At 48.4% G+C, this 26041-nt stretch carries 10 protein-coding genes and 2 pseudogenes; 10 read left to right on the top strand and 2 right to left on the bottom strand.

What is annotated here, in order from left to right; translation table 11 throughout:
- The coding region (locus tag B1748_RS15815; RefSeq protein WP_179215609.1) for an IS3 family transposase at positions 1-762 on the bottom strand (762 nt) is incomplete at its 3' end.
- Positions 763-785: 23 nt separating this feature from the next.
- Positions 786-1076: a transposase gene (locus B1748_RS15810; protein ID WP_087568896.1), complete on the bottom strand. Its 291-nt coding sequence runs from the start codon at positions 1074-1076 to the stop codon at positions 786-788.
- Between the two features lie 393 nt (positions 1077-1469).
- On the opposite strand from B1748_RS15810, the gene B1748_RS15800 reads away from it, so the two are divergent.
- From B1748_RS15800 to B1748_RS15760, 10 genes and pseudogenes are all read left to right on the top strand, one after another.
- On the top strand, positions 1470-3773 hold the full coding sequence (locus B1748_RS15800; protein WP_087568895.1) for a helix-turn-helix domain-containing protein: 2304 nt from the start codon (positions 1470-1472) through the stop codon (positions 3771-3773).
- Positions 3774-4048: 275 nt separating this feature from the next.
- Positions 4049-5029, top strand: a complete 981-nt coding sequence (locus B1748_RS15795) for an ABC transporter permease (RefSeq protein ID WP_087568894.1) — start codon at positions 4049-4051, stop codon at positions 5027-5029.
- A 16-nt stretch (positions 5030-5045) separates the two neighbouring features.
- Positions 5046-5927 (top strand): carbohydrate ABC transporter permease, encoded by an 882-nt coding sequence (locus tag B1748_RS15790; RefSeq protein WP_087568893.1) that lies wholly within the window; start codon positions 5046-5048, stop codon positions 5925-5927.
- A gap of 55 nt (positions 5928-5982) precedes the next feature.
- On the top strand, positions 5983-7608 hold the full coding sequence (locus tag B1748_RS15785; RefSeq protein WP_087568892.1) for an ABC transporter substrate-binding protein: 1626 nt from the start codon (positions 5983-5985) through the stop codon (positions 7606-7608).
- A 189-nt stretch (positions 7609-7797) separates the two neighbouring features.
- A pseudogene (locus B1748_RS15780) lies at positions 7798-15120 on the top strand (putative Ig domain-containing protein); the annotation flags it as partial.
- A 969-nt stretch (positions 15121-16089) separates the two neighbouring features.
- A pseudogene (locus tag B1748_RS38175) lies at positions 16090-16686 on the top strand (chitinase N-terminal domain-containing protein); the annotation flags it as partial.
- Between the two features lie 155 nt (positions 16687-16841).
- Positions 16842-20975: a LamG-like jellyroll fold domain-containing protein gene (locus B1748_RS15775; protein WP_087568890.1), complete on the top strand. Its 4134-nt coding sequence runs from the start codon at positions 16842-16844 to the stop codon at positions 20973-20975.
- Positions 20976-21247: 272 nt separating this feature from the next.
- Complete coding sequence (locus B1748_RS15770) at positions 21248-23527, top strand: glycoside hydrolase family 127 protein (protein ID WP_087568889.1); 2280 nt, start codon at positions 21248-21250, stop codon at positions 23525-23527.
- A gap of 15 nt (positions 23528-23542) precedes the next feature.
- On the top strand, positions 23543-25105 hold the full coding sequence (locus tag B1748_RS15765) for a glycoside hydrolase family 43 protein (RefSeq protein ID WP_087568888.1): 1563 nt from the start codon (positions 23543-23545) through the stop codon (positions 25103-25105).
- Complete coding sequence (locus B1748_RS15760) at positions 25102-26019, top strand: glycoside hydrolase family protein (protein ID WP_087568887.1); 918 nt, start codon at positions 25102-25104, stop codon at positions 26017-26019. The genes B1748_RS15765 and B1748_RS15760 overlap by 4 nt, the downstream gene beginning before the upstream one ends.
- Positions 26020-26041 lie beyond the last annotated feature (22 nt).

The raw sequence follows: 26041 nt of genomic DNA, 5'->3' as shown, positions 1-26041 counted from the left end.
GTATCTGAAAATAATCGATTTCACATAGGCCATCGGGTAGTGCTCTGTATTGATCTTGTACAGCTTCTCTTTCTTTAACGTAGCAAAAAAGCTTTCCATTCTTGCGTTGTCATAGCAACGCCCTGTGCCGCTCATGCTCTGAATGGCATTTCGTTTAGCCAGATGTTCTCGGAATGTATGGCTCGTGAATTGGCTGCCTCGATCGCTGTGATAAATCATTCCGCGAGCATTTCTTGCTTTACAGGCGTTCTCAAAGGCTTGAATGCAGAGTTCCTTGCGCATGTTGTCGTCCATAGCGAGGCCTACGATCTCTCCGTTGAAACAGTCCAGTACCGCGGATAGATATAGCTTGCCGTCTGAACAAGGGACCTCGGTGATATCCGATAGCCACTTTTGGTTTGGTGCTGAGGCGCTAAAGTCTCTCTGGATCAGGTTCTCGCTCTTTTGAGCTGCCGCATCCTCGCGTGTAATGCCGTTCGGATGACGCTTCACTTTCTTCAGCAGGCCGTGCTTCTTCATGGTTCGGTAGACGGTGCTGTAGCTGGTCGTAATCTCTATTTGTGACAGCGCCAGCACAATACGCTGGACCCCGTAATTACAGTTGTCTTCATGCTCTTCAATGATATCTTTGATTCTGACCAGAAGAAGTTGCTGCTGCTCCTGTTTGGGTCTGGGCTTCAAGCTACGGTAATAGCCCGATTCACTGACAGCAAGTACTTCGCACATCTCCTTGACGGTCCACTGATCCCGTCTTTCACGGATGTACGCATAGAGCTGGCATGCCTTTACCGCTTCCGGTCTTTTGCGAAAAAACCGAGTGCATCCTTGAGAATTTCATTCGCACGACGCAACTCGCCTATTTCTTTTTCTAATTCGATTTCTCGTGCAGTCTTATCGGCAGATACATAAGCACGTCCACTCCCGATATGTGCTCCGTCGCCGTGCAGGGTTTTTCGCCTTCTCCATTCCTGCAACGTATAGTAGGATACGCCTAACTGCTCGGCGGCTTTCGTTGGTCCAATCTCATCGCTCAATCTTACTGCTTCTTCTTTGAATGCTTTGTCGTATCGATTCATTGTCTCCCGTCCCCTCGTCAGCTTTCATTTTATTTCATATGAGGGGGTTTTTCGACTGCATTTTTATCGTAGCACTCCAAACCCCGTTGCCGGTAAACGGATTGAGAACATTCATTTCCGGAACGTGACCTATAATGGAAGAAATGAAAACAAAAACCGAATTTACGGATTCGACCGGGAAAGGACTGTGGAGGGTGTCACCTTCACAAATCTGCATATAAATGGTGAATTGATCTTGAATGCGGAGCAAGGACATTTCGACATCAATGAGCACGCCGATGGCATTCAGTTTCGTAAATGACTAAATAACGGTTCTGAGCGAACTGGGGGACTGCATACAAGATCAGTCTCCCAGTTCGTTCTCCCAATAGAGATATCGAGGGGGATAGACGGATGAAGGTAGAACGTACAGGGGGAAGGCTAATACGTCTCTTTAGGAAAAATCCTTTATTGATCAAAATCTTATCCTCCTATTTAGTTATTGTTATCGTTCTGTTAACCGTTTTTTCTTTTGTACTATTTCGTACTTACAGCAATAAAAGTATAGAGCAAGTCAGTCATACTTCTGAAAATTTTATATCGCAATCCTATTATATTGCGGATTTAATGCTCATAAATGTCTATTATAACTTTTATCAGTTATTTATTAACGGTGTGGATAGCGATTTTAATTATGGTTTGTATGTTGATCAATCAGACGCATTCGCCGATCAAGATGTATTGCGGAAATTAAGGCAATACGTGAAGTCAAATCCGCTTATTCGGTCCATTTATCTTTATAATTCAAAGACGGACAGGGTCATTTTCAATATATCCGAGGTAGGAGAAGGGATTCAGTCCACAGCAGATTTCTTGGATCAAGATATAATTCATATTTTCAGTAACAAAGAGCAAAATGTATCGGGTAAATATTTCACAAGAAAAGTGGATTATGTAATAAACAACAAAACGATAAACGAAAATTTCTTGACGTTGATTCTAACCAATACTTCAAGTCAGCGTGAAGTCGAATCGTCATTAGTCATTAACTTAAATGAAAGAGTTCTGCAGGAGATGGTTACCAGCGGGAGCGCCGGGGATCTCAATCAAGTATTGATCATGTATAAAGACGGTAATGTATTGTCGCATGATGACACTTCCATGATCAATAAAAATCTGTCCAATGAAAGCTTTGCCAAACAAATCATGTTGTCAAATGATGAAAAAGGCAGCTTTATAACGAAGATTAATGACAGGGAGTCCCTTGTCAGCTATGTGAAAGCAAAACATCTAGGCTTGATATTTATAGGCATAGGCGATTATAGCAAGCTGTTGTTGTCGGCCTATTCGATGCAAAGAACTTTATTGATATTAACGATTATTTTCATCCTTGCTGGAATCGTTCTGGCTGTATTGTTTACTTCGAGTATTTATAATCCGTTTCGAAAATTGCTTCATAAATACAGACTGGATTCAAACCGGCTATTGAATGATAAGAAGAAGGCATTGTTGGGCAAATTGCTTGATGGGGAAACCGACGATAAAATCCGCGACAACGATTATAGGACGGAATGCGGGGTAAGCTTCGACGATCCATACTACGTAACCCTCGTGCTTAAGATGGATTCGCTCGAAAAAGTTCTATCAGGTAAATGGTCGAAGGATGTAAGATTGGTTAAATTTGCAATTCTTAATATTGCCAGCGAATTCTTCAGGGAAAAACGATTGAAGGTAGAGGGTATCGATAACGGATACGATTATGTAAGTATGATTATAAATGTAAAGGATAGAAGCGACGAGATTGTGAGTCATATCATCGATTCGACAATGGAAATACAAGATCAGGTAGAAAAATATTTGAAGATTTCGGTATCTGCGGGAATAGGCGATAGGGTAGAAGGGGTGGAAGGGATCGGACAATCCTTCCAGCATGCGCTGGCAGCCTCGAATTATCGCATTATTTACGGCAGAAAAGCAGTCATAGAATATGGCGATATAGCCGAACGAGACAATAAGGGTCTCCATGACTATCCTTATGAAATTGAGAAGAGAATGATCGAAGCGATAAAGGAACGCAATATGCGAAAAATGGACACAAGCCTCAACGAGTTTTTTGAAAGGCTTGTCTTATCCAGCGCGGATGAAATCCAAATCACGGTGCTTCAGTTAGCCGTCTTGCTCACAAGGACACTAAGCGGTATAGCCAAGACTAGCATAGAGAATGGAGAGTACAGCATAAAGGTGCTTATTGCCGAAATTCAGACCTGCGAAACGTTGGAGGAAATCAAAACGTATCTGTATTCCCTTTGCTCCAGAGTTATAGAGACAAAAGGCAATGACGCAAAAGAAAATGTAAAATCCATGATTGCGAATAAAATAAAGGATTATGTCGGAAAGCATTATAATAGCATAAATCTTTCGACGGAATCGGTAGCGAACCATGTAGAGCTGTCCCCTAATTATGTCAGGTCTATATTCAAAGAGATAACAGGCGTATCATTATCCGATTACATTACACAATGCAGGATGTCGGAAGCGCAGAGACTTCTTCTTGAAACGGATGATCCTGTCAGCAGGATCGCGGAAGCGGTTGGGTATCCGGAGAATAGCAAGCACTTCTTTACCATATTCAAAAAACACTTTTACAAAACCCCGGAGAATTATCGAATGAGTATCCAAGACAACGGGAGTCCAAGCAAGCGAACCTCGAATGAGTAAGGGGAAGGACAAAGAACCGATAGCGGTATGACTATGTCGATGTAGTCATCCAAGCTGTCGGTTCTTTTTTCTTGTAATCCGCCGGAGTTCAAATAGCATCGGGATACGTTGAAGCGTGTTTTCGAACCGGTTCAAATACAATCAAACATCATAATTGATAAAACGCGAACTTGAACGAGCATAAATGTGCCATTAGAGTCAAAGGGGAAAGGGCTTTCAGTGTGACCACGACGCGAGCCATGAGATTTGCTTAGCATATAGGGAGGATGATCAGTATGAGTGTAGCACTGGGCAGTAACAATACGGACCGCGTAGTGTTGAAGAAGAAAAAAAAGAGCTTCCTATCGGATGTGAAACAAAATTTATATTTATACTTATTGGTTTTACCAGGCGTTTTATTTTTTGTGATTTTCTCATACCTGCCGATGGTAGGAATCATCTTGGCTTTTCAAGATTTTAATGTGGTGAAAGGACTTTTTGGAAGTGATTTTGTAGGTCTGAAAAATTTCGAGTATTTTTTCTCCTCCAAGGATTGGCTGGTCGTAACCTGGAACACCGTGTATTTAAATATATTGTTTCTTTTTTCCGGTTTGTTTTTTGCGATCCTGATTGCCATTGTTTTATCCGAAATCAGATCCAAACATTATAAGAAAGCGACACAATCTGTTGTCATTCTGCCGCATTTTATTTCCTGGACCTTGGTGTCGATGTTTGTTTTTGCATTATTGTCGACTGATGTAGGTTTTATTAATGCCATTTTAAAAACGTTTGGGTTTATTCAGGAAGGAGAGGAAATCAATTTTTATTCCAATCCGAATTTATGGGTTGGCATACTGGTTGTTCTAAAAATATGGAAAGATGCGGGTTTCGGCTCCGTTATCTATTTGGCAGCTATAGCAGGCATGGACCAGAGTATGTATGAAGCTGCCAAAATTGACGGGGCAAGCCGGTTGCAGTGCATTACAAAGATTACGTTGCCGCAGCTTAGATCAACAGCCGTTCTATTGACCTTATTTGGCATCGGGGGCATATTCCACGGAGATCTGGGAATGATCTATGCGATTGTAGGCGACAACCCTAGCTTGTATGAGGCGACCGATGTCATTGATACTTATGTATTCAGAATGCTCAGGCAAATGAATGAAATGAGCATGACTGCCGCGATTGGATTTTACCAATCCATTGTAGGTTTAGTCATCGTATTTGTAGCGAATTATTTGGCCAGGAAATATGATTCGGATTCTGCCATTTTTTAAAGGAAGGAGATTGAAAATGAAAAACAGCTTGGAGAATAAAGCAATAGATCTATTTTCTTATGTTTTCATGGCCATATTTTCCATATTTTGCATTGTGCCTTTTATCCTTATTATATCAAGCTCCCTGTCAGGCGAAAAAGCTGTACAATTAACCGGTTTTTCTCTTATTCCAAAAGATTTCTCGTTATTTGCTTACGAGGTCATCTTTCAGGATAACACCATATTCACCGCTTACAGGACAACGATCATTATCACGGTTGCGGGTACATTCCTTTGCCTGATCCTTACCAGCGCTATGGCTTATGCCCTTTCCGTCAAAACATTTACCCACAGAAACAAATTTGCTTTTTTCGTCTTTTTTACGATGTTGTTTAACGGAGGTTTGATACCTTCGTACCTCCTTATCTCCAAATATTTAGGTTTAAGCGATAATATCCTGGTTTATATTGTACCGGCGTTGATTAATCCGTTTAATATGTTTCTGTTAAGAAATTTCTTCAATCAAATACCGGATTCGCTGGCGGAGTCCGCCAAAATAGACGGAGCGAATGACATCTATATTTTATTTAAAATCATCCTTCCATTGGCAAAACCCGCACTGGCAACAATCGGATTGTTTTATGGACTCGGTTTCTGGAACAAGTGGTTTGAAGCCACCCTTTATATTAACGATAAAGATCTGTACTCCTTGCAATATCTGATCATGAAGGTACTGAGAGAAGTGGACTTTATGTATCAAATGGATTACATGCAAGGAGCTGTGATTAATTATGTTGCCCCCAAAAATACGGTTAAAATGGCTACAGCCGTAGTCACTACAGGCCCTATTATATTTGTTTATCCATTTGTGCAAAAGTACTTTGTTAAGGGATTAGTAGTTGGAGCCGTTAAGGGCTAAACCCGCAACAGCGGTTTAGTATATATGCATGGACCAATAAAAGGGAGGAAAAAAAATGAAGAAAAAGTTTTTAGTCACGTTGCTTGCCGTCACGATGTTAGCTGCTTTATTCGCAGCATGCAGCAAGCAAACAAACGGGCCTTCTGGAAGCACGGCGCCAACCAGCAGTCCGACAGAAGGTACGGATCCTGCAGCCAAGAAGGATCCGGTTACGCTTAATATTCGTTTCTTCGGGAATGAGAACGGACATTATCGCGATGTGGATCCCGCTTTCAGAGAGTTCGAGAAACGGACGCAAGACACGCTTAATACGAAATTGAATGTGGTATGGACACCGGTTGCCGACTATGGAACCAAGCATCAATTATGGATGACTTCGGGAGAAGACGTCGACCTGTTTATCCCGTGGGAATTGACTAAATTCGCCAAAGACGGCGTATTGGCGGATTTAAGCGAATACTTTAACAACCCCAAATATCCTGGACTTCAAAAGGCTTTCTCCGAAGAGTATATCAATGATAACAAGCTCTTCGGCAAAACCTATGCCATTCCGATTACCAACTCTTTCATGGATATGGAGGGCGTATGGTACAGAAAAGATTTATTAAAGAAGTATGGAATGGACGAGATCAGCAGTTATGACGATTTGTATAACTTCCTGGAAAAAGTAAAAGAAAACGAAAAAGATATGATCCCGTTTGGAAACTATGGAAATACGGCGTTCTTTAAATTATTTACCGATATCAATGCGCAACAGCTGGAGGGGAAAGTATTTCCGTTCACCGGCCAATCAAATCCGAAGAAAAATTTTGTTTACGTTCAAATCGCCGATGACGGGAAATCCGTTGCGGGTGTGGCGGCTTATGGCGACCCGGCATCCGAATGGGCTAACTTTCATCCCGAATACGGTCTGAATTATCTGATGAACCAGTTTAATCAAGCGAAGCGGTTTAACCAATTTATTCCCGTAGATACCTTGACGAACACGACTGGAACAGGTAAGCCTGAAGCTGCAGGATACTTGACTGTAGGCGGTTTCAAGGGGAAAGAAGCCGAGCAAAAGGCAAAGAACCCGAATGCGGAGATCGGTTTCTGGCCGATCATGAAGAACAATCAGGAAATGACGCCTGGAACGCAATCCACGGACGGCAAGGCGTGGAATTTCGTAGCAATACCTGCTAATTCCAAGAAAATCGACAGAACCATGGAATTCCTGGATTGGCTGTTCTCCAGCCAGGAGAACAACGACTTATTCACTTACGGTATCGAAGGCGAAAATTGGGAGGCTGTTGGAGAGAACCAGTGGAAAGTTCCGGACGGTGTCGATCCGGCAAAAAATTACTCGTTCCCTGGTTACCAATTGACCTGGAATCCGACATTGACCAGAATTCCAGCCGGACTTCCGGAGCAGATTCAACAATATACGGAATATCAATATAAGCCGGACACGTATCAGAAACATGTATTGGCAGGATTTACATTTGATCCAGAGCCTGTGAAAAATGAAATCGCCAAATGCAACACCGTCATGGATAAGTATCTTCCATTCTTATTGTCAGGTTTTGGCGAAGTTGAAGATAATTTGGCGAAGATGAATAAGGATTTGAAGGATTCGGGCGTAGAAAAAATCAAAGAGGAATTAAAAAATCAAATCAACGCCTTCCTCGCTCAGAAAAATTAAAATACTGAAATTTAAATCACGATGAATGAAGAGCACCTAGAGATTTAGCTAAATCAAATCTTTAGGTGCTCCTAATGTATTTCATCCCTAAGGGAGGTGAGAGAAAAGAATACGAGAGCATACGCAGCAAGCTTGGGGTTGGCGAAAGAAGCAGCAAGCAAAAAATGATGTAAGGAGAGGGTATCACTTATGATTTTGCAAAACAAGAAAACAACCTGGGCGGCGCGCGCGCTGGCCGTCTGTCTGGCGGCAGTCATGCTGTTGCAATTGCTTGTCCCCGCGCCGAATAGTCGCGTATTCGCGGCCAATGAAGATTCGCAGACTGAACCTGCTCAGTCTGATCCAGCTAAAGGCATTCTGGATAAGATCGACTTCGGTAATCCCGATTCTGAAAACGCTCACAATTTCAGAGGGGAGTTTACAAGTGTTATTACCGGTTTTAAGGGGGAAAATGCCAGGGTATCTGAGCCGCGTATTCCTGCTTCAGAAACCGGAGGTTTTTTAACCTTCTCGATGAAGGTGGATCCGTATCTGCAAAATTACTTTACGGTTAAATTCGCCGGGGATGAGACGATGTCTTCTCGAGCGCAAATGGTGATCAATGGCGAACAGATCGGGTATTTCAAAGGGGGGGATTATTCTCCGCTGTTAAGTGGCGAACGAGCACCGAATCAATTTATATACAGCACCATTGTGCTTCCCCTGGAGTCGACGAGAGGGAAGGAAATCGTTGAAATCACAATCAATACAACGATTCCTTGGGGGAAGGTAGACCAACCATCAAGAGGGTACTATACCGGTTATACCCATGCCCAGGCTTATATTGATGTAGAGGATGAAGTGCAGGGGTTTAAATTTAAAGAAGGTCAGGGACCGGGGACCGTACTGAAATCCGGTGATACCTTTGAGGAAATTGAAGCAAAGGTTGCGCAGTTAAGCCAAGAACCCATTACCACCTTTATGAATCATTATAACCATCTTGGACAAAATCCGAACAACACGTTAAATATCGCGAAATACACAAATGCTCTTCGGTATTATGCCTTGGTCTTGAAAGACGACATATCTCCAATGAAAACCCCGGAAGCGAAACGCGAAGCATTAATGCGCATGTTCCAAGCCATTGACGTTCATACGAAAAACTATTACAAAGATACAAGGATGGTGCTTCGCGGAGGACATCAAGGGGATTGGGGCGGCTTTTACGGCGAACTGGGAGAGGCTTTATATCTTGCGGAAACCCTGATCTTTGATGAAGATGTGTTAGGAGAAGAAGAATATAATGCCTTCCTGGATCAACCCTTTGATACAGGAACGGTGGAAGGCGAATTTTCTCTTGCCAGCGCAGGGTGGAATGGGGAAGCATTAACACGCCGCATGGCATGGGAACGAGTGCTGAAGGCTAATTTTGATTTCGCCCGTTCCAGACAATCGTATATTACGAATCAAGTATTCTATACGTACGAAGGCGCATGGAAAGCTCATGAAGGGCTCAGGATGGTAGGGTCCGAATTTTATGAAGGGAAAGAGCGCAGTCATCAAATTTTATTCGAAATATTTGGAATAAAACCCTGGTTAGGCGAAGAAGTATTGGTGGGACCTAATGGGGAAGAATTAGATCTCTATCATTCTTTATTTGCTCATGATGGTTCGGCTGTCTTTACGGATGATTATACACACATAGTCGGGAAAGGTCTCGCCAAAAGCAAATTGGATGAAGAGGACCGCGTCGTTCGACGCAAGCCTTATGGAGAACAACATACAAATCTAACCCAAGGCGGATTGGGAAGAGAAAATCACTTTGTAGGCATTTATGGGGAAGTAACCAATTATATTTTGGAATACTTCTATCGAACCTTGGATCAGCCCGGGGATGAAGCGCTCAATGATGAGCTTCTGAAACAAGCCCTTAACAGCTTTTATGGTCGTTTATGGACTCGAATCGCTGATCTGGATGATGAGGGCAAACGACTATTAGCGATGAATTCCCCGTTAGATGAACGAAATGGGGGTATGCCTTCCAGAACGATTGCGTATGGCGCCAGAATGCTCGGATATGGCACGTCCTATGCGTATTTAGAAAAATATATGGCGGATCATGAGGAACGATATAGCGGTCCGGAATGGGAGAAGTATTGGGACTATGCCAGATATACCGTAGGGGCCGTACAGCAGATGAAGATGGATAATCGCTTAATGGGCGATTTGAATTCGAGGGATTTCCATCTGCGTGAAACCTATGAGTATATATTCAATACCCGGAAGGACTATGCCAGGTTTAATGATGTAAAAGCAGGGGTCGTCATTCCCCAGACCGATTTCGATTATTATACGGAAGAAGAGATTGCCGCATTAGGTGTGAATCCGGAGGACTATGAACAGTTTGCATGGATCGATGTAGATAATAATTTCATCTCCATGCGAGATGGGGACTTTAGAATGTTCGGGTCGCTATCGAAGAATAACATGGCATTTCCGGGAACTGGAAACCTTCATATTGTCACGCCTGAGTATGTGCGATTGGTGCAGATTGCTCACAATAATCAATTGCAATATGAAGATTACTACATCAGATCGCAAGATATGGATGTCTATTTCCAGCGAGGAGAACCGCCAGTCAAAGGATTCGCGCCTTCAGCCCTGGCAGGTGAAATATTGCCCATTGCTTATCAGCCAGGGGTTGGTACAGTAGTCCGGGACAATTTTGAAGTCGATCATCCCTATTCATCTTTGACGGATTTAATGGCTGCAAGATATGGGGAGTATTTCATCCTCACGAATACCACTCGTGCTGAATACGGAAATGAACGTTCCTTTGAGGTGGAGCTGCCTTCCGATTATACAGGAAACGAGATCTTCGATTTTGTATCTAAAACAACGATTCCGGTAGTCAATGGCAAAGTAACCATTGGACCTGAAAGAGGAATGATTCTAAAATTATCAAACCAATTTGATCCGGCTCCAAAACCAAATCATGTTGATTTTGCCAAAGCGGTTGAAGGAAATGGCAGTGTAGATGTTATATGGAAAACGACTGCCGGAGGAAAAACGTATACCATCAAACGTTCTGAAACGGAACATGGTCCGTATGCCGTGATTGCAGAAGGGTTAACGGGCAATCACTATAAAGACACCGATGTAGTAAATGGAAACGTGTACTATTATAAAGTGGAAGCCGTGAATGAACATGGATCAGGCTGGGAATCATGGCGCGCCAAAGCTGATCTGAGCGATGCCGCATCCCAAAATCTTGCTTCTCCATGGCAGCAGGATTTCATTGGCACCGCCCAAGGCAGCGCAACGGTTAACGGCGATGGGATAACAATCGAGGATGCGGATGGAAATGGCCTGGGTATAGGAGACGATTTTAATATCTATAAAAGAGATATTCAGGATTCCTTCCACTTTGTCCATCAGACAGCCGTTGGCAATAGCTCTATTAGTGCCAGAATTGATCAGAATAGCGGCTCTCTCAGCGGTCTTATGTTAAGGGAAGAGCTTTCTGCAAATTCCCGTTATCTATATTTCGGCGCGGATGACCAAGGAAACCTGGTATTGCAGGATCGTAATCGAGTATCCTTCGTGGTGTGGAATGGCGGTAAACCTGTAAGTCCGTTCAATCATGGAGTTAAAGGGTATCATGTCGACGACTATCCTTATATCAAGTTGTTATGGCATCATAATTCGCAGATCGCCTATGCTTTTGTATCGAAGGACGGAGTCGATTGGGAATACGTCGCGAAGTCAGAAAGTTTATTTCCATATGCCTATTATACAGGACTTGTCTCGACTCAAGAGGCGGCATTCAGCGAAGTAACCGTATCGGCTATGCCGAGAGAGAGTCTGATGCCGTTTGTGGAAAAGGATAAAGATCAAATCACTTTGCATTGGAATAAACCAAAGCATGCCTCATGGTTCAACGTATACCGCACCTATGATGAGGAGGCGAGTTTGACCGATCCGGTATTCAAGCCTGGTACGACCGAGCTGGAAGACGGTTCCCCTTGGGAGGAGGTCCTCACGGGTGCAAGAGCGATGCCATTCCGGGACGCTCTGCGGTATGGAAGCGTGTATTACAAGGTGCTGCCCGTTCACGACGACGGCTCCCCTCAACCGTTCTCGGCTGTCGCTTCCGCCAATGCGGACTCGATTGCGACGGTGATGGAAGAAGCGAAGAGCTTGCCGGCCTACGACTATACAAAGGCGAGCTTCTATCTATACCATGAGCAGTTGGATCGTATTGCAGCGGAGATGATGGAGAACGAATTTGACGAGGCGCAGCTGATTGACGAAATCTATGACGCGAAGAAGCTGCTTGTTTCGTCTCGGACGCTGCTGACGAAAATACAGGTGGAGCCATCGATGGCCAGAGCCTCCGAGAAGTTCTGGCAGAACGATAACATCTCCGAGGAACAGAACGCCTGGTTCTTATTTGATGGAAATCCCGCCACGATTGCCCATACCAGGTCCAAGGAAAGCTGGGTAGATGTGGACTTTGGCGCAGGGAACGAAAAAATGGTGGATACGTTCCGCTACTTGCCGAGAAGGGATGCTACTGCCCGTATCAACGAAACCGTCTTCAAGGGCTCGAATGATGGAGTGAATTGGACGGATTTGCATCGCATTAAAGGGGTAGGTCTATATGAATGGTATTCTGCCCTCAATCCCGACAGGACGCCCTACCGTTATATTCGCATTTACGACGACCATAGCGGCTTCGTGAACTTTGAAGAGATCGAGTTCCTTGAAATTGGCATTGACAAGACGCTGCTCGCGGAATTGCTGGATGAAGCATCCGCAGTGAATGAGGCCGGCATTTATACGGTTGAAAGCGTGCAAGCTGTTGCAACGGAAGCGGCCAATGCGGCAACCGTATTGGACGATGCAGATGCAGCCCAAGAGGCAATCGATGCAGCAGCGAACCAGTTGCTCAACGCAATGGAATCTTTGGACTACATCGAAGGCATGCCAGTGCTGGAATCGCTGAGAGGCCGGTCCATCGTTGCGGAGAGATTGCTAACCATTAAAGTCGAAGCGGTAAATACGAACGACGCTGTTGTTTATGGCGCGCAGAATCTGCCTCAAGGAGCGTCCTTCGATGCGGCGACCGGGATCTTTGAATGGATGCCTGAGAGAGAACAAGGCGGCGTGCACGCGGTTACGTTTACGGCGGCGGCCGGCGATTTATCCTCGTCGAAGACGATCCGAATTACCGTGAAAGGGCAGCCGTTATTCGAGCCGGCAACAACGGTTGAGCTGCCGGCTGAGCAGCCGTTCCGGTTGGAACTGCCGGCTTCCGATCCGGCGGGCGAGCCGCTTGTATACCGTGCAGGCGAGCTGCCGCTAGGCGCAATGTTGGACACGGCGGAAGGCGCATTCAGCTGGACGCCGAACCAATCTGATTATGGCAGCCATCCGGTAACTTTTACGGTAAGCAATGGATGGTTCGCCGTCAGCCAAACGATTAACTTTAAAGTAGTTCTAAATGTTCTGCCTGCGGAAAATTACACGAGAGCAAGCTACTATCCGTATCTGAAGGAAGTGGAGCGGATCCAGGCGGATATAGAGAAACCCGACGCTGATATCGATCAGCTATTGGCCGAGCTGGAGCAGGCTGAAGAGCTGCTCGTTTCGGTTCGGACATTGCTGACGACAATTCAGATGGATCCATCGATGGCCAGAGCTTCCGAGAAGTTCTGGCAGAATAATAACATCTCCGAGGAACAGAACGCATGGTATTTATTTGACGGAAATCCCGACACGATTGCCCACACCAGGTCAGCCGTGAGCTGGGTTGACGTGGACTTTGGCGCAGGGAACGAAAAAGTAGTGGATACGTTCCGCTACCTGCCGAGAAGAACGCATGTAAACCGTATTAACGGAACCGTCTTCAAGGGCTCTAATGACGGCGTGAATTGGACCGATCTGTACAAGATTCCGAATACGACGACGTACCAATGGTATTCTGCTCTTAATCCGGATAAGACGCCATATCGGTATATCCGCATCTATGACGATCATAACGGCTTCGTGAACTTCGAAGAAATCGAGTTCCAAGAAATCGGCATGGACAAGACGTTGCTCGAGCAATTGCTGGAGGATGCGGCTGAGATCGTAGCCGAATATTACACAGCAGAAAGCTATGAGGCTTTCCAAACGGCGCATGCGGACGCAGCGTCGGTGGCAGGCAATGCCGATGCGGCTCAGGAGGAGATCGATGCGGCCGCGGCGAGCCTGCTTGCGGCATTCGAAGGGCTTGAATCGATCGAAGGGCTGCCTGTGCTCGCTCCGATCGGCGACAGATTCGTCATGGCGGAGCAGCAGCTGACTTTTACAATTGAAGAGATGAACGGCATGGACGGCGTCCAATTCGATGCAGTCAATCTGCCTGCAGGAGCTTCCTTTAACGCGGAAACGCGCACATTCGACTGGACGCCGGCCAAAGAACAGGGAGGCGTGCATCCGGTAACCTTTACCGTCAAATCCGGAGCATTGTCCACCTCCAGAACCATTAAGATTACGGTGAAAGGATTGCCTGTAATCACGGCTGAGCCGGTTATGGAAGTAACGGCGAAGGAACCGCTCACCTATCAGCTGCCGGCATCCGATCCTTCGGGGGCGGAACTGACATACCAGGCTGGGAATCTGCCAGCGGGCGCATCCTTCGACGCAGCGGCCGGCGTGCTCTCCTGGACGCCGGGACAGGCCGATTATGGCAGCCACCCCGTAACTTTCAAGGTTGGCAACGGAAGCTTCGAGGCCAGCCAAATCGTAGATTTCGAGGTGAAGCTGAATATAATTCCGTCTAAAGGCTATACGCAGGGCAGCCACTATCTGTACCTGAAGGAAGCCGCGCGGATCGAAGCGGAAATGGCGAAGCCGGAAGCCGATAAGGTTCAGCTGGCTGCCGAGCTTGAGCAGGCGGAAGCTTCGCTTGAAGAAGTGCCGTTGTCGCTGTATTCATTCGAGGGCAACGTAGAGAATTCATTCGGCAAGCATGACGGAACGGTCCATGGAAACGCTGGTTACTCTGAGGGCAAGATGGATCAGGCGGTCAATATGAACGGTACGGACAGCTACGTGACATTGCCGTCAGAACATGCCCTTTCCGGTTACGATTCCATTACTGTAGCAACCTGGGTTAACTGGAGAGGCGGCGGCAACTGGCAAAGAATATTCGACTTCGGCAACAATACGAATCAGTTTATGTTCCTTTCGCCGAAATCAGGCAACAATACGCTGCGTTTCGCGATCAAGAACGGCGGCGCCGAGCAGATCGTGCAGACGACTGTGATGCCGATGAATGAGTGGGTGCATGTGGCGGTTACGCTTGGGGACAATACGGCGAAGCTGTACGTGAACGGCGAACTAAAGGCTACGAACACCAATGTCACAATCAAGCCGATCGACCTCAAGCCGGGCGCGAATTATATCGGCAAGAGCCAGTTCAACGATCCGTTGTTCAACGGCATGGTCGACGAGTTCCGCATTTACAATTCCGCCTTAAGCGCGGAGGAAATCCAGGCCGTATACAACAATACGGCGCAATGGATCGATAACAGCTTGCTATCGGTTCTTTTGGATGAAGCGGCTGCCATTCAAGCCGAGCATTATACGGAAGAAAGCGTAGCGGCTCTTCAGACGGCAGCTTCGGAAGCGAATCAGGTTTTCGATATTGCCGAGGCAACCCAAGAGGAGATCGATGCGGCGGCGGCAAGCCTGCTGCAAGCGCTGAATTCGCTCGTGGTCAAGATTATGGCGTCGCTCGACCCTTCTGAACCGAACGGCCTGAACGGGTGGTACACGGCGCCGGTAACGGTGACATTGTCGGCTCACGGGAATGTGCAGTACAGTATGGACGGCGGCTCCAGCTGGTTCGCCTATGACGCGCCTGTTACGCTGAGCCAGGAAGGCATACACCAAATACTGTATCGTCCGGTAACTGGAACCGATGCGGTGGAACCGAAATCGGCGGATGTGAAGATGGATCTGACTGCGCCCCAAGTCACGATTGCCGGCGAAGCGTCGTATACCATTGATCAGACGATCAGCATCTCGTGCAGCGCGGTCGACGCCGTATCCGGCGTCACGTCTACGTCGTGCGAGGCGCCGCTTGTAGAGGTCAAGGCGTATACGCTTGAGCCGGGCGTTCATACCGTAACGGCGGATGCGGTGGATTCCGCCGGTCACCGCGGATCTGCCGAGCATACGTATAGCGTGGTCGCGACGTTCGACAGTCTGTCCGCGCTGACCGGTACCTTCGCGGCAGAAACCGGAGCTCCGGGATGGGAAGGCATTGCGACATCCCTTCAGCAGAAGCTGGCGAGCGCGCAAGCGAAGGCTGCCGAAGGCAAAGGTCAAGAAGCTCGGAACCAGCTTCAGGCATTTATTCATGAAGCGAATGCTCAGAGCGGGAAGAAGCTGACGCAAGAGCAGGCGGCCGCGCTGGTCCGCTGGGCGCAGTGGCTGCACGATGAGACGCCGCTCGCGGGAGGGGTACCGGGGAAACCGGTCCTTTCCGACAACAACGGTCACGATGGACTGAAGGACGGCAGCTATACCGTTACCATGAACCTGTGGTGGGGGAACAACGGCACCGAGTTCAAGCTGTACGAGAACGGCGTGCCCATGGATACGCGGATGCTGACGGACAACTCGCCTAGTGCGCAAACCGTGAGAACCGATATTTCAGGCAAGGCGAACGGAACGTATACGTACACCTGCGAGCTGACAAATGCCTTCGGCACGACTGCATGCGACCCGCTTGTCGTCACCGTCACCGATGCCGCGCCGGGCAAACCGGCAGTGTCCCATGACAACTGGGACGGTGACGGGAATTACAAGGTTACGATGAATATGTGGTGGGGAACGAACGGTTCCGAATATCGGCTGTACGAGAACGGGGAATTGATCGACTCGCAGACGCTGACCGCAGCGACCCCGGGCGCCCAGAAGGCGACAACGGACATCTCCGGCAGAGCTCCGGGCATATACGAATACCGCGCCGTATTGGTGAATGCGGCGGGAGAGACGTCCAGCGAGACGATTACGATTACCGTCAAGGAGCCAGAAGCTTAATCAATGAATTAACCTTCCTTTATCATGAAGCCCCCAATCGAATCTTCGTTGTGAATTGGGGGCTTCACTTCTTGGAAATGAAGAGAGAAAGAGTGGGGATAAACACTGACTGCAGCAGCAGTAACGAAGAACTAGAATAAGAGGGAGGGATAAGAATGAATATTATACCATTAAGAAAGCGCTGCCAACGTGTTTTTGTCTATCTTCTTTGTTTTACGCTGGCGATGACCATTACAAGCCTTGGAGGGGAGGAAACGGCGAATGCGGCTGTTTCTCCTCTGATTACTTCTTACAAGCCGCAGGCGGTAAGTGCCGATGTGCTTGCCTCCTATACGGATGCAAACGGAAATACGGTGTCGGCGACGATCCATCACCCGGGCATTGCCATGTCGCTCGCCGATCTGGACAATATGCGCGACCATGTAAGAGCAGGGGACGAGCCTTGGAATACGGCGTTCGAGGCGTTTGCCGCCGACCCGCAATCCAGACCGAATCCAAGGATCCTATATGAAGCCGGGAATGATCTGTTCGTTAACATCCGCGGACCGTGGGCCTTTACCGACGCGAACGGCAAATATTGGGCGGACCCAAGCGATTATGTGGGGACGCGCGCGAATACGGATGCTTTGGTCGCTTTCAAGCAGGCGATTATGTGGTACATTACCGGCGACGAGACGTACCGTTCCAGCGCGATGTATATCATTAGAGCATATTCCGGCATCCAGTCCGTTGCTCCTCATACGAGCTTTCGATTTGCGACGATGACATATTTGCTCGCGGCGGCTGCCGAGATTATGCGCTATTCCGATACCCAGACGGCCAGTCTGAAATGGACGGCAACCGATACTCAGAATTTTACAAACATGATGCAGCTTTGCTCGGTCACCTATAACCCTCATTCTTTCTTCATGAACCAGCATCAGTTTACGGTCATGGGGACGATGGCGCGGGCGATCTTAACCAATGACCTGGAACTGTACGCGGAGGCAGTCGAAGCGACAATGGTGAACGCTGCGGGCGATGATGGGGGAAGGAATGGCTCGATCAAACATGAAATGCGCTGGATGACGACGAATGAAATGACGGGAGAGCCGCTCGACCCGTCGGATTATCATGTGCAGTTAATGGAGATGGGCCGCGATGTGGGACATGCTTACGCCAATATCGCCGGACTGTCAACATTGGCGCAGACCATCTACGCTCAGGGGACAAAGGTTGACCCGGTAAATGGAACCATTTCCACTGCCGCCAATGCGGTGAATCCATTCAACTTCCTCAATGACCGACTGTTGGAAGGGACTTCGTATGCGCTGAAGTATCATCTGGGATATGATGTGCCATGGACACCGGCGGTGGCCAACCAAAGCTATGCCGGTCAAATTTTTGAGGGGATCAATCCGGACCAAAGAGGCAGAATCGATGGGTTCAACAGCGTTCTATACAACTATTATAAATATATCGAAGGACAGGATATGACCCAGGAAAAATTCAAATACCTGGCCTATGCCTATGAAACCAGAATGCCGGAGGTGGCGGGAAAGGATTATCCGCTGGCTTCGTTGCTGTATACACCCGATGCAGCCAAGACTGATGGGTTGAGCAATCGGATCATTCTAGGGAATATAACAGGACTGACGGCAACGGCGGCCGGCTCGAATGCAATCAACATCAGGTGGAAGGCTGTAGCGGGAGCGCTCGGTTACAACATCTATAGATCCACGGAAGAAAACGGAACATATACCCAGATGAACAGCTATAGCGATACAAGCTTGACCCCCAATAAGACTTATTATTATAAGGTCCGCGTATCCGGAGGATCAACGTTTGCCAATGTATCGGCGACAACGGGGGGAGACGGCATTCCGGATTTCGATGTAAGCCGTTATTCTCTTCCTGTCAATCATAAGCATCAATCCGTATTAAGGGTCATTCACCCGGACCGAAGCATTCAGGTTCTTAACAGCCAAGCGAGCTTTGCTTCATCCAATCCGGCTGTGGCAACCGTCAATTCGGCAGGCTTGGTGACAGGAATAAGCGTGGGTACGGCTACGATTACCGCGACCTATAACGGTCAAGCTTATCAGGCAACCGTACAAGTCATCGCCGACGCCGCGTTAAAAGCCTGGTACAAATTGGACGCAACGAGCGGAGCTTCAGCCGCAGACTCATCTGGATATGGCAATCACGGGACGATGAATGGCGGTACGTCCTGGACGGCAGGCAAATTCGGCAACGCCGCGGATCTTGCGGGAACCAACGGCTATATCGCGTTTCCCGGCGGTATAGTCTCTGATGCCGACACGATCACCGTCGCGGCTTGGGTCAATTTGGATACGGCGAGCAACTGGTCGCGCATTTTCGATTTTGGTTCGGGAACTTCCACTTACATGTATCTTTCGCCGAAAAACGGGGCCAATAGCAAAATCCGATTTGCGATCAAAAACAATAATTCGAGCGAGCAAATCATTGAAGGGCAGTCGGCCCTGCCTACGGGAGGCTGGCATCATGTGGCCGTCACGTTAAACGGCTCGACCGGCACGCTCTATGTTGACGGCGTTCAAGCGGGAAGCCATGCGTCCATGACGATCAAACCGTCCGATCTGGGCGCTACGACGCAGAACTGGATCGGACGCTCCCAATACGCCGACCCGTATCTCGATGGACGAGTGGATGATTTCAGAATCTATAACCGCGCGATAAGTTCATCGGAAGTGACGAGCGTGATGAACGGACAAACTTTGGGAACCGTAACGGCAGCACCGACAGATGTGACGGCTGCGGCTGCAGACCATAGATCGATTCACATAAGCTGGCCGGCCGTAACGGGAGCAACGGGTTACAACGTGTACATCTCCGACTCTTTGGCGGAGAATGCCGTCTATACCAAGGCGAATAGTCAAGCGATTACTGGAACAACGTATACCAGCCAGGGATTGAAGCCGATAACTGCCTATCATTTCAAAGTAACGGCAGTGAATGCAACAGGAGAATCGGACATGTCGGCCATTGCCTCCGCAACAACCGATGGCATGCCGGTTGCAGGCCTCCTATCATGGTATAAGCTTGACGAAACAACCGGAGCTTCAGCTGCAGATGCATCCGGAAGCGGGAAGCATGGGACGATGAATGGCGGTACAGCCTGGACGACGGGTAAAATCGGAGGCGCTGCGGATCTGGCAGGATCGAACGGCTATATTGCTCTTCCTGGCGGTATTGTCTCCGAGGCCGACACGCTTACTATTGCCGCATGGGTGAATCTGGACGCGGCGAGCAACTGGACGCGCATATTCGATTTCGGTTCCGGAACTTCGACCAGCATGTTCCTCACGCCGAAAAACGGAGCCAATGGCAAAATTCGATTCGCGATCAAGAACAATGGTTCAAGCGAACAAATCATTGACGGGCAGTCAGCGCTGCCGACGGGAGGCTGGCATCATGTGGCCGTCACGTTAAACGGTTCGACCGGCATTCTCTATGTGGACGGCTCCCAAGTGGGAACCAATTCGTCGATGACCCTTAAACCGTCCGACCTGGGCGCTACCACTCAGAATTGGATCGGCCGCTCCCAGTATCCGGATCCCTATCTCGACGGACGGGTGGATGACTTCCGTATTTATGACCAAGCGCTTCCCGCCGATGAGATTGCTGCGCTTGCCGCACCCGGCATGATCGCCTGGTATAAATTCGATCAATCCGGCGGGAATACAGCGGCAGACGCTTCAGGAAATTTCAAACATGGAACGATGAATGGCAACGCAGCCTGGACGACAGGCAAAGCTGGCAATGCAGCGGAGCTAAACGGAACAAACGGTTATATGGCTCTTCCTTCCGCTGTTGTCTCCGGCGCAGACGCAATCACTATAGCGGCCTGGGTGAATCTGGATAGCGTTAGCAACTGGTCGCGCATATTCGATTTCGGGTCCGGCACCGCGACCAATATGTTTCTCACGCCGAAGAATGGAGCAAACGGTAAAATCCGCTTCGCGATCAAGAAGAACGGTTCGAGCGAACAAATCATTGACGGACAGTCGGCGCTGCCCACGGGAGGCTGGCATCATGTGGCCGTCGCCTTAAATGGCTCAACGGGTACTCTCTACGTGGACGGCGTTCAAGTGGGGCAAAATACCGCGATGACTCTTAAGCCGTCAGATCTGGGAGCCACCGCCCAAAACTGGATCGGACGCTCCCAGTATTCGACTGACCCGTACCTCGATGGGCGGGTGGATGACTTCCGGGTGTATAACCAAGCCCTTTCTGCCGGCGAGATTGCTGCCCTTGCAGAATTGTAACAGGCGGGAAAGAGAAGGGTAGCTTGCAGGTAAGCCCGTCTTACCTTCTCCCGCATGGACTTCTTAATCCTATAACGAATAGGGGTGCTCAGCACCTCTATTCGTGTTGTCTAGACAGGTTCGAAATGCATCAAATCTAAATTTTCAAGTTTTGCGAACTTGAACACTCATATGCATGATATTAAAGTCAAAAGAAACAGGAATGGAAAGAAGTCTCTACTTATGGAGCATTGGATCCTTTATGTCTTTTTTGCAATTTATAGAGTGAGAGGATGATCTCTTTGAAAACATACACTAGCCATGCCCCTTTAAAGCATTTCGAGCTTGATCAAGTGCAATTAAGAGATGAAGATCTAATTCATGCATGCAAGAAAGAATGGAGTTATTTGACCAGCTTCGAAGCCGACCGACTTCTTGCCGGCTTTCGAGAAACAAAGGGCTTACAACCGAAAGCGGTTAAATACCCGGGGTGGGAGAACACCGAGATTCGAGGCCATACGTTAGGCCACTATTTGACTGCTGTCTCCCAAGCTTATTCGCAAACAAAAGATAAGGATATGATCGCAACAATCGATTACCTTGTTGCTGAATTGGCAGAATGCCAACATGACAGCGGTTATCTATCGGCTTTTCCCGAATCGTTGTTTGACAATGTAGAGAATCGTAAACCTGTCTGGGTGCCATGGTATACCATGCATAAAATTATTGCGGGTTTGATTGCCGTCTATGATGCTGCGAAGCTGCAACAAGCTTTTCATATCGTGAACCGCCTCGGCGATTGGGTTGCGAACCGCGCCTGTGCATGGACAGACGAGGTTCAAGCCAACGTGCTGGCTGTGGAATATGGCGGAATGAACGATTGCCTGTACAGCCTTTACAAGCTGACAGGAAATAGCCGCCATCTTGAGGCCGCCCACCGGTTTGATGAAATCAGCTTGTCCGAAGCGCTTCGGGAGAGAAGAGATGTACTGAAGGGCAAACATGCCAATACGATGATTCCGAAGTTTATCGGAGCCCTGAACCGGTATCTGACACTAGGGGAGAGCGAACGCAGCTACTTTGAAGCAGCTGCTAACTTCTGGGATACCGTCGTTTACCACCACAGCTATATCACGGGCGGAAACAGTGAATGCGAGCATTTTGGCGAACCTGACGTGTTGGACAGCAAGCGTTTCGATGTTACCTGCGAAACATGCAACAGCTATAATATGCTGAAGTTGACCAAAGAGCTGTTCAAGCTAACTCAAGATATCAAATACGCCGATTTTTACGAGAGAACTTATATGAATGCCATCTTGTCTTCCCAAAATCCGGATACGGGCATGACGATGTATTTTCAACCGATGGCAACCGGGTATTTCAAAGTCTACAGTTCTCCGTTCGAACATTTCTGGTGCTGCACGGGTACGGGAATGGAAAGCTTCACCAAGCTGAATGACAGTATCTATTTCCATGCCGACGACAAGCTTTATGTCAATCAATTTGTAAGCACGAAGCTGCATTGGCGGGAGCAAAATATGACGATTACGCAGTCCACCACGCTTCCTCAAACGGACAATGTACAATTTTCATTAGAATCGATCGAACCAAAGCAGCTTGCCATTCACATTCGCGTTCCTTATTGGGCGGTTGACGCAATTGAAGTGACGGTTAACGGAAACCGGGTTACACCCGACATGGAGCGGGGGTATGCGATTCTCAACCGAATTTGGCAGGACGGCGATACGATTGGGCTGCGAATTCCGATGAATGTTGCCTATGCCCGCTTGCCTGATTCGCCTCATGTCATTGGACTCCAATATGGCCCGGTTGTTTTGAGCGCGGCACTTGGCACCGAAGATATGGTCGAATCGAATACGGGTATAAACGTCAGCGTTGCGACCAGGCGAATGATCATCAAAGATTATCTCGTTCCGCAAGGAATGAGTGTCGAGGAGTGGCTAAGCCGTTTCCATGAGCATGTGACTCGTCGGGGCGAGGATTTGGCGTTTACTCTTAAGCATACGGATGAAGATGGACGGCTTGTCTTTACGCCGCACTACAAGCAGCATCGCGAAAGATACGGCATCTACTGGAGTCTCCTGGACGAGGAGTCAGAAGAGCTTAAGGAGCATGAGGAGAAAGCTGAACGGGATAGGCGCCTAAGAGAAGCAACCATTGATGCTATTCAAATAGGAAATGACCAATACGAATTGGAGCATCAGGTACAGGGAGAAAAAACATACAGCGGCACTTGGGAAGGATTGAACGGAAGAAGGGTTGAAGCCGGCGGATGGTTCAGCTATCAAATGGCAGTTCAGCCTGGAACTGCGTTAGCCATGACCTTTAACCACATGCACGTCAAGGGAAGCTTGGACATCTTTATTGACGGAGAGCTGCTGGCCACCGAGATTTTCCCGCAAGAAGGATGGAAGCGGAAGTTTTATGAACGAATATTCGTCCTTCCCGATGCATTAACTGCAGGCAAGGAAGCATTGACTATCAAGTTTGTGCCGCGCCAACAGGAGAATGGCATCTATGGCGTTCTTCGTACGATTAAACATACGATGTGAAGGAGTTACGCGATTATGGAGAAAGACTACCATGTATTATCGAAGAAGGGAGCTTGGGGAGATCAAGGAGACGGCACTTATGTCAATCCTATCTTGCCGGGCGATTATAGCGATCCGGACGCCATTCGGGTCGGGGATGATTATTACGCCATCTCTTCTACCTTGCATTGCTCTCCCGGGATGGCGGTGCTGCATTCCAAGGATCTGGTGAATTGGAGCATGATCGGACATGTTGTTCAGGATTTGACAAGCATCGGCCCGGAATACAATTACGATCGCATGAATCGTTACGGCAGAGGCGTTTGGGCCGGCGCCATTCGATTCCACAAAGATAAATATTGGGTGTATTTCTTCACGCCCGACGAAGGTTTGTTTATGAGCACGGCAACCGATCCGGCCGGACCTTGGGAGCCGCTTCATCGGGTTTGGGAGGTGGCCGGATGGGACGACTGCTGTCCATTCTGGGACGATGACGGGCAAGGTTACCTGGTTGCCACCCATTTCGCCGGTAACTACAATATTCATTTGATCAAGCTTAGCGAAGACGGCAAAGAGCTGCTGCATGACAGCGCTAGAATTATCCATCAATACAAAGGGAGCGAAGCCAATAAGCTCTACAAAATAAACGGAACCTATTATTTCTTCCACAGCGAGGTGCGCGCTCGGGAAGGCGTTGAAGCCCGGGATGTCATGATGTTAAGGTCAGAGCATATTTATGGTCCTTATGAGGAGAAGGAAATTATTCATACGCACGGCAAGGAAATAGACCGGGAGCCCAATCAGGGCGGACTTGTCCAGACGGTCTCCGGGGATTGGTACTTCATTAGCCATCAAGGTTCGGGCGCGCACGAAGGCAGGCCGCTGCACTTGCTGCCCGTAACATGGGTGGACGGTTGGCCGATCATCGGAGAAGATACGGACGGCGACGGAGTCGGAGAGATGGTATGGGGGGGCAGGAAGCCGATGAATGGGCATCCCGCTACGGTGCTTTCCACATCCGACGATTTTGACAGAGACGATCTTAAACCTTATTGGGAATGGAACCATCAGCCAAGAGCCGATAAGTGGTCGTTAACGGAACGGCCGGGCTATTTGCGCCTGCATGCATGCCAACCAATCGACAAGGACAATTTTTTCGCCGTATGCAACATCCTTTCGCAAAGAACGTTCAGAACCGTTCATAACGAAGCAACGGCAAAGCTAGAGATGGGCGGCATGGCGGACGGGCAAGAAGCGGGCCTTTGCCATTTTGCGAAAACCTATTGTACGATCGGCGTTCAACAATTGAACGGGATAAGGATTCTGAAGTTCAACAACTCGGGAACCGTCATATGGGGCCCGAAATTAACAGGAACCGACCTTTGGTTAAGGTCGATATGGAACATGGACGGAATCAGCCGGTTCGAATACAGCGTCGACGGGATGCAGTTCGACAGCTTTGGAGACGCCTATCAGCTGAGTTGGGGCCATTACAGGGGAGACCGGGTCGGGGTATACAGCTTTAACGGCGAGAGCGAGCAGGGTTATATTGACGTAGACCAATTTGGTTATGAGGTGCGAGGAGTGGATAAGGAATGAAATCTCCATTGTTCAGGGATCCCATCTATGACGGTGCGGCGGATCCTGTAGTCATATGGAATCGGCAGGCCAAGGAATGGTGGATGATCTATACGAACCGCCGCGCAACGCAGGATGGGCCGAGATTCGGATGGGTGCATGGCACCGATCTCGGCGTTGCTTCTTCATCGGATGGCGGAGCTACCTGGTTATATCGGGGAATTCTGGAAGGACTCGAAACGGAATGGGGCAGAAATACGTTCTGGGCGCCTGAGATCATCTGGCATGATGGGCTGTACCATATGTATGTTACTTACGTCCACGGCGTGCCCGTTAATTGGACAGGCAAGGCTCGTATCCGGCATTTTACAAGTACAGATCTGATTCGTTGGGAGTTTCAGTCCACGCTTGGCATTAGCGAGGACAACGTGATCGATGCCTGCGTGTACCAACTGCCGAACGGCATGTTCCGAATGTGGTTTAAGCAGCGGAATCATACTTACGCGGCCGAGAGCAAGGATCTGTACGAATGGCAGCCGATTGGTCCGGTGATCACCGGAAGAGGCCATGAAGGACCGAATGTTTTCCGCCTGGGCGGCTATTATTGGATGATCGTAGACGAGTGGAGAGGACAAGGCGTGTTCCGTTCCGATGATCTTACGACTTGGGAGCGAAACGGCCTTATTCTCGATCAGCCTGGCAAACGCGAGGATGACGGGACGATTGGCCTTCACGCGGATGTGGTCGTGCAGGGAGAAGAAGGGTATATCTTTTATTTTACTCATCCCGGCCGCGTGGACGGGCATCATGAAGAGTTGAACAACTATGAATGGCGCCGCTCCTCCCTTCAGGCGGCCAAGCTGGAGGTTGTGGACGGAGTGCTGATCTGCGATCGCGACATGGAGTTTGAGTTGCATCTTGGAGCGGATGAATAATAGAAGTACGTTCAAATGATAG

This window comes from Paenibacillus sp. MY03 (assembly GCF_002165585.1).
Classification (GTDB): Bacteria; Bacillota; Bacilli; order Paenibacillales; family Paenibacillaceae; genus Pristimantibacillus; species Pristimantibacillus agaridevorans.
This window is presented reverse-complemented; position numbering and strand designations above follow the sequence as displayed.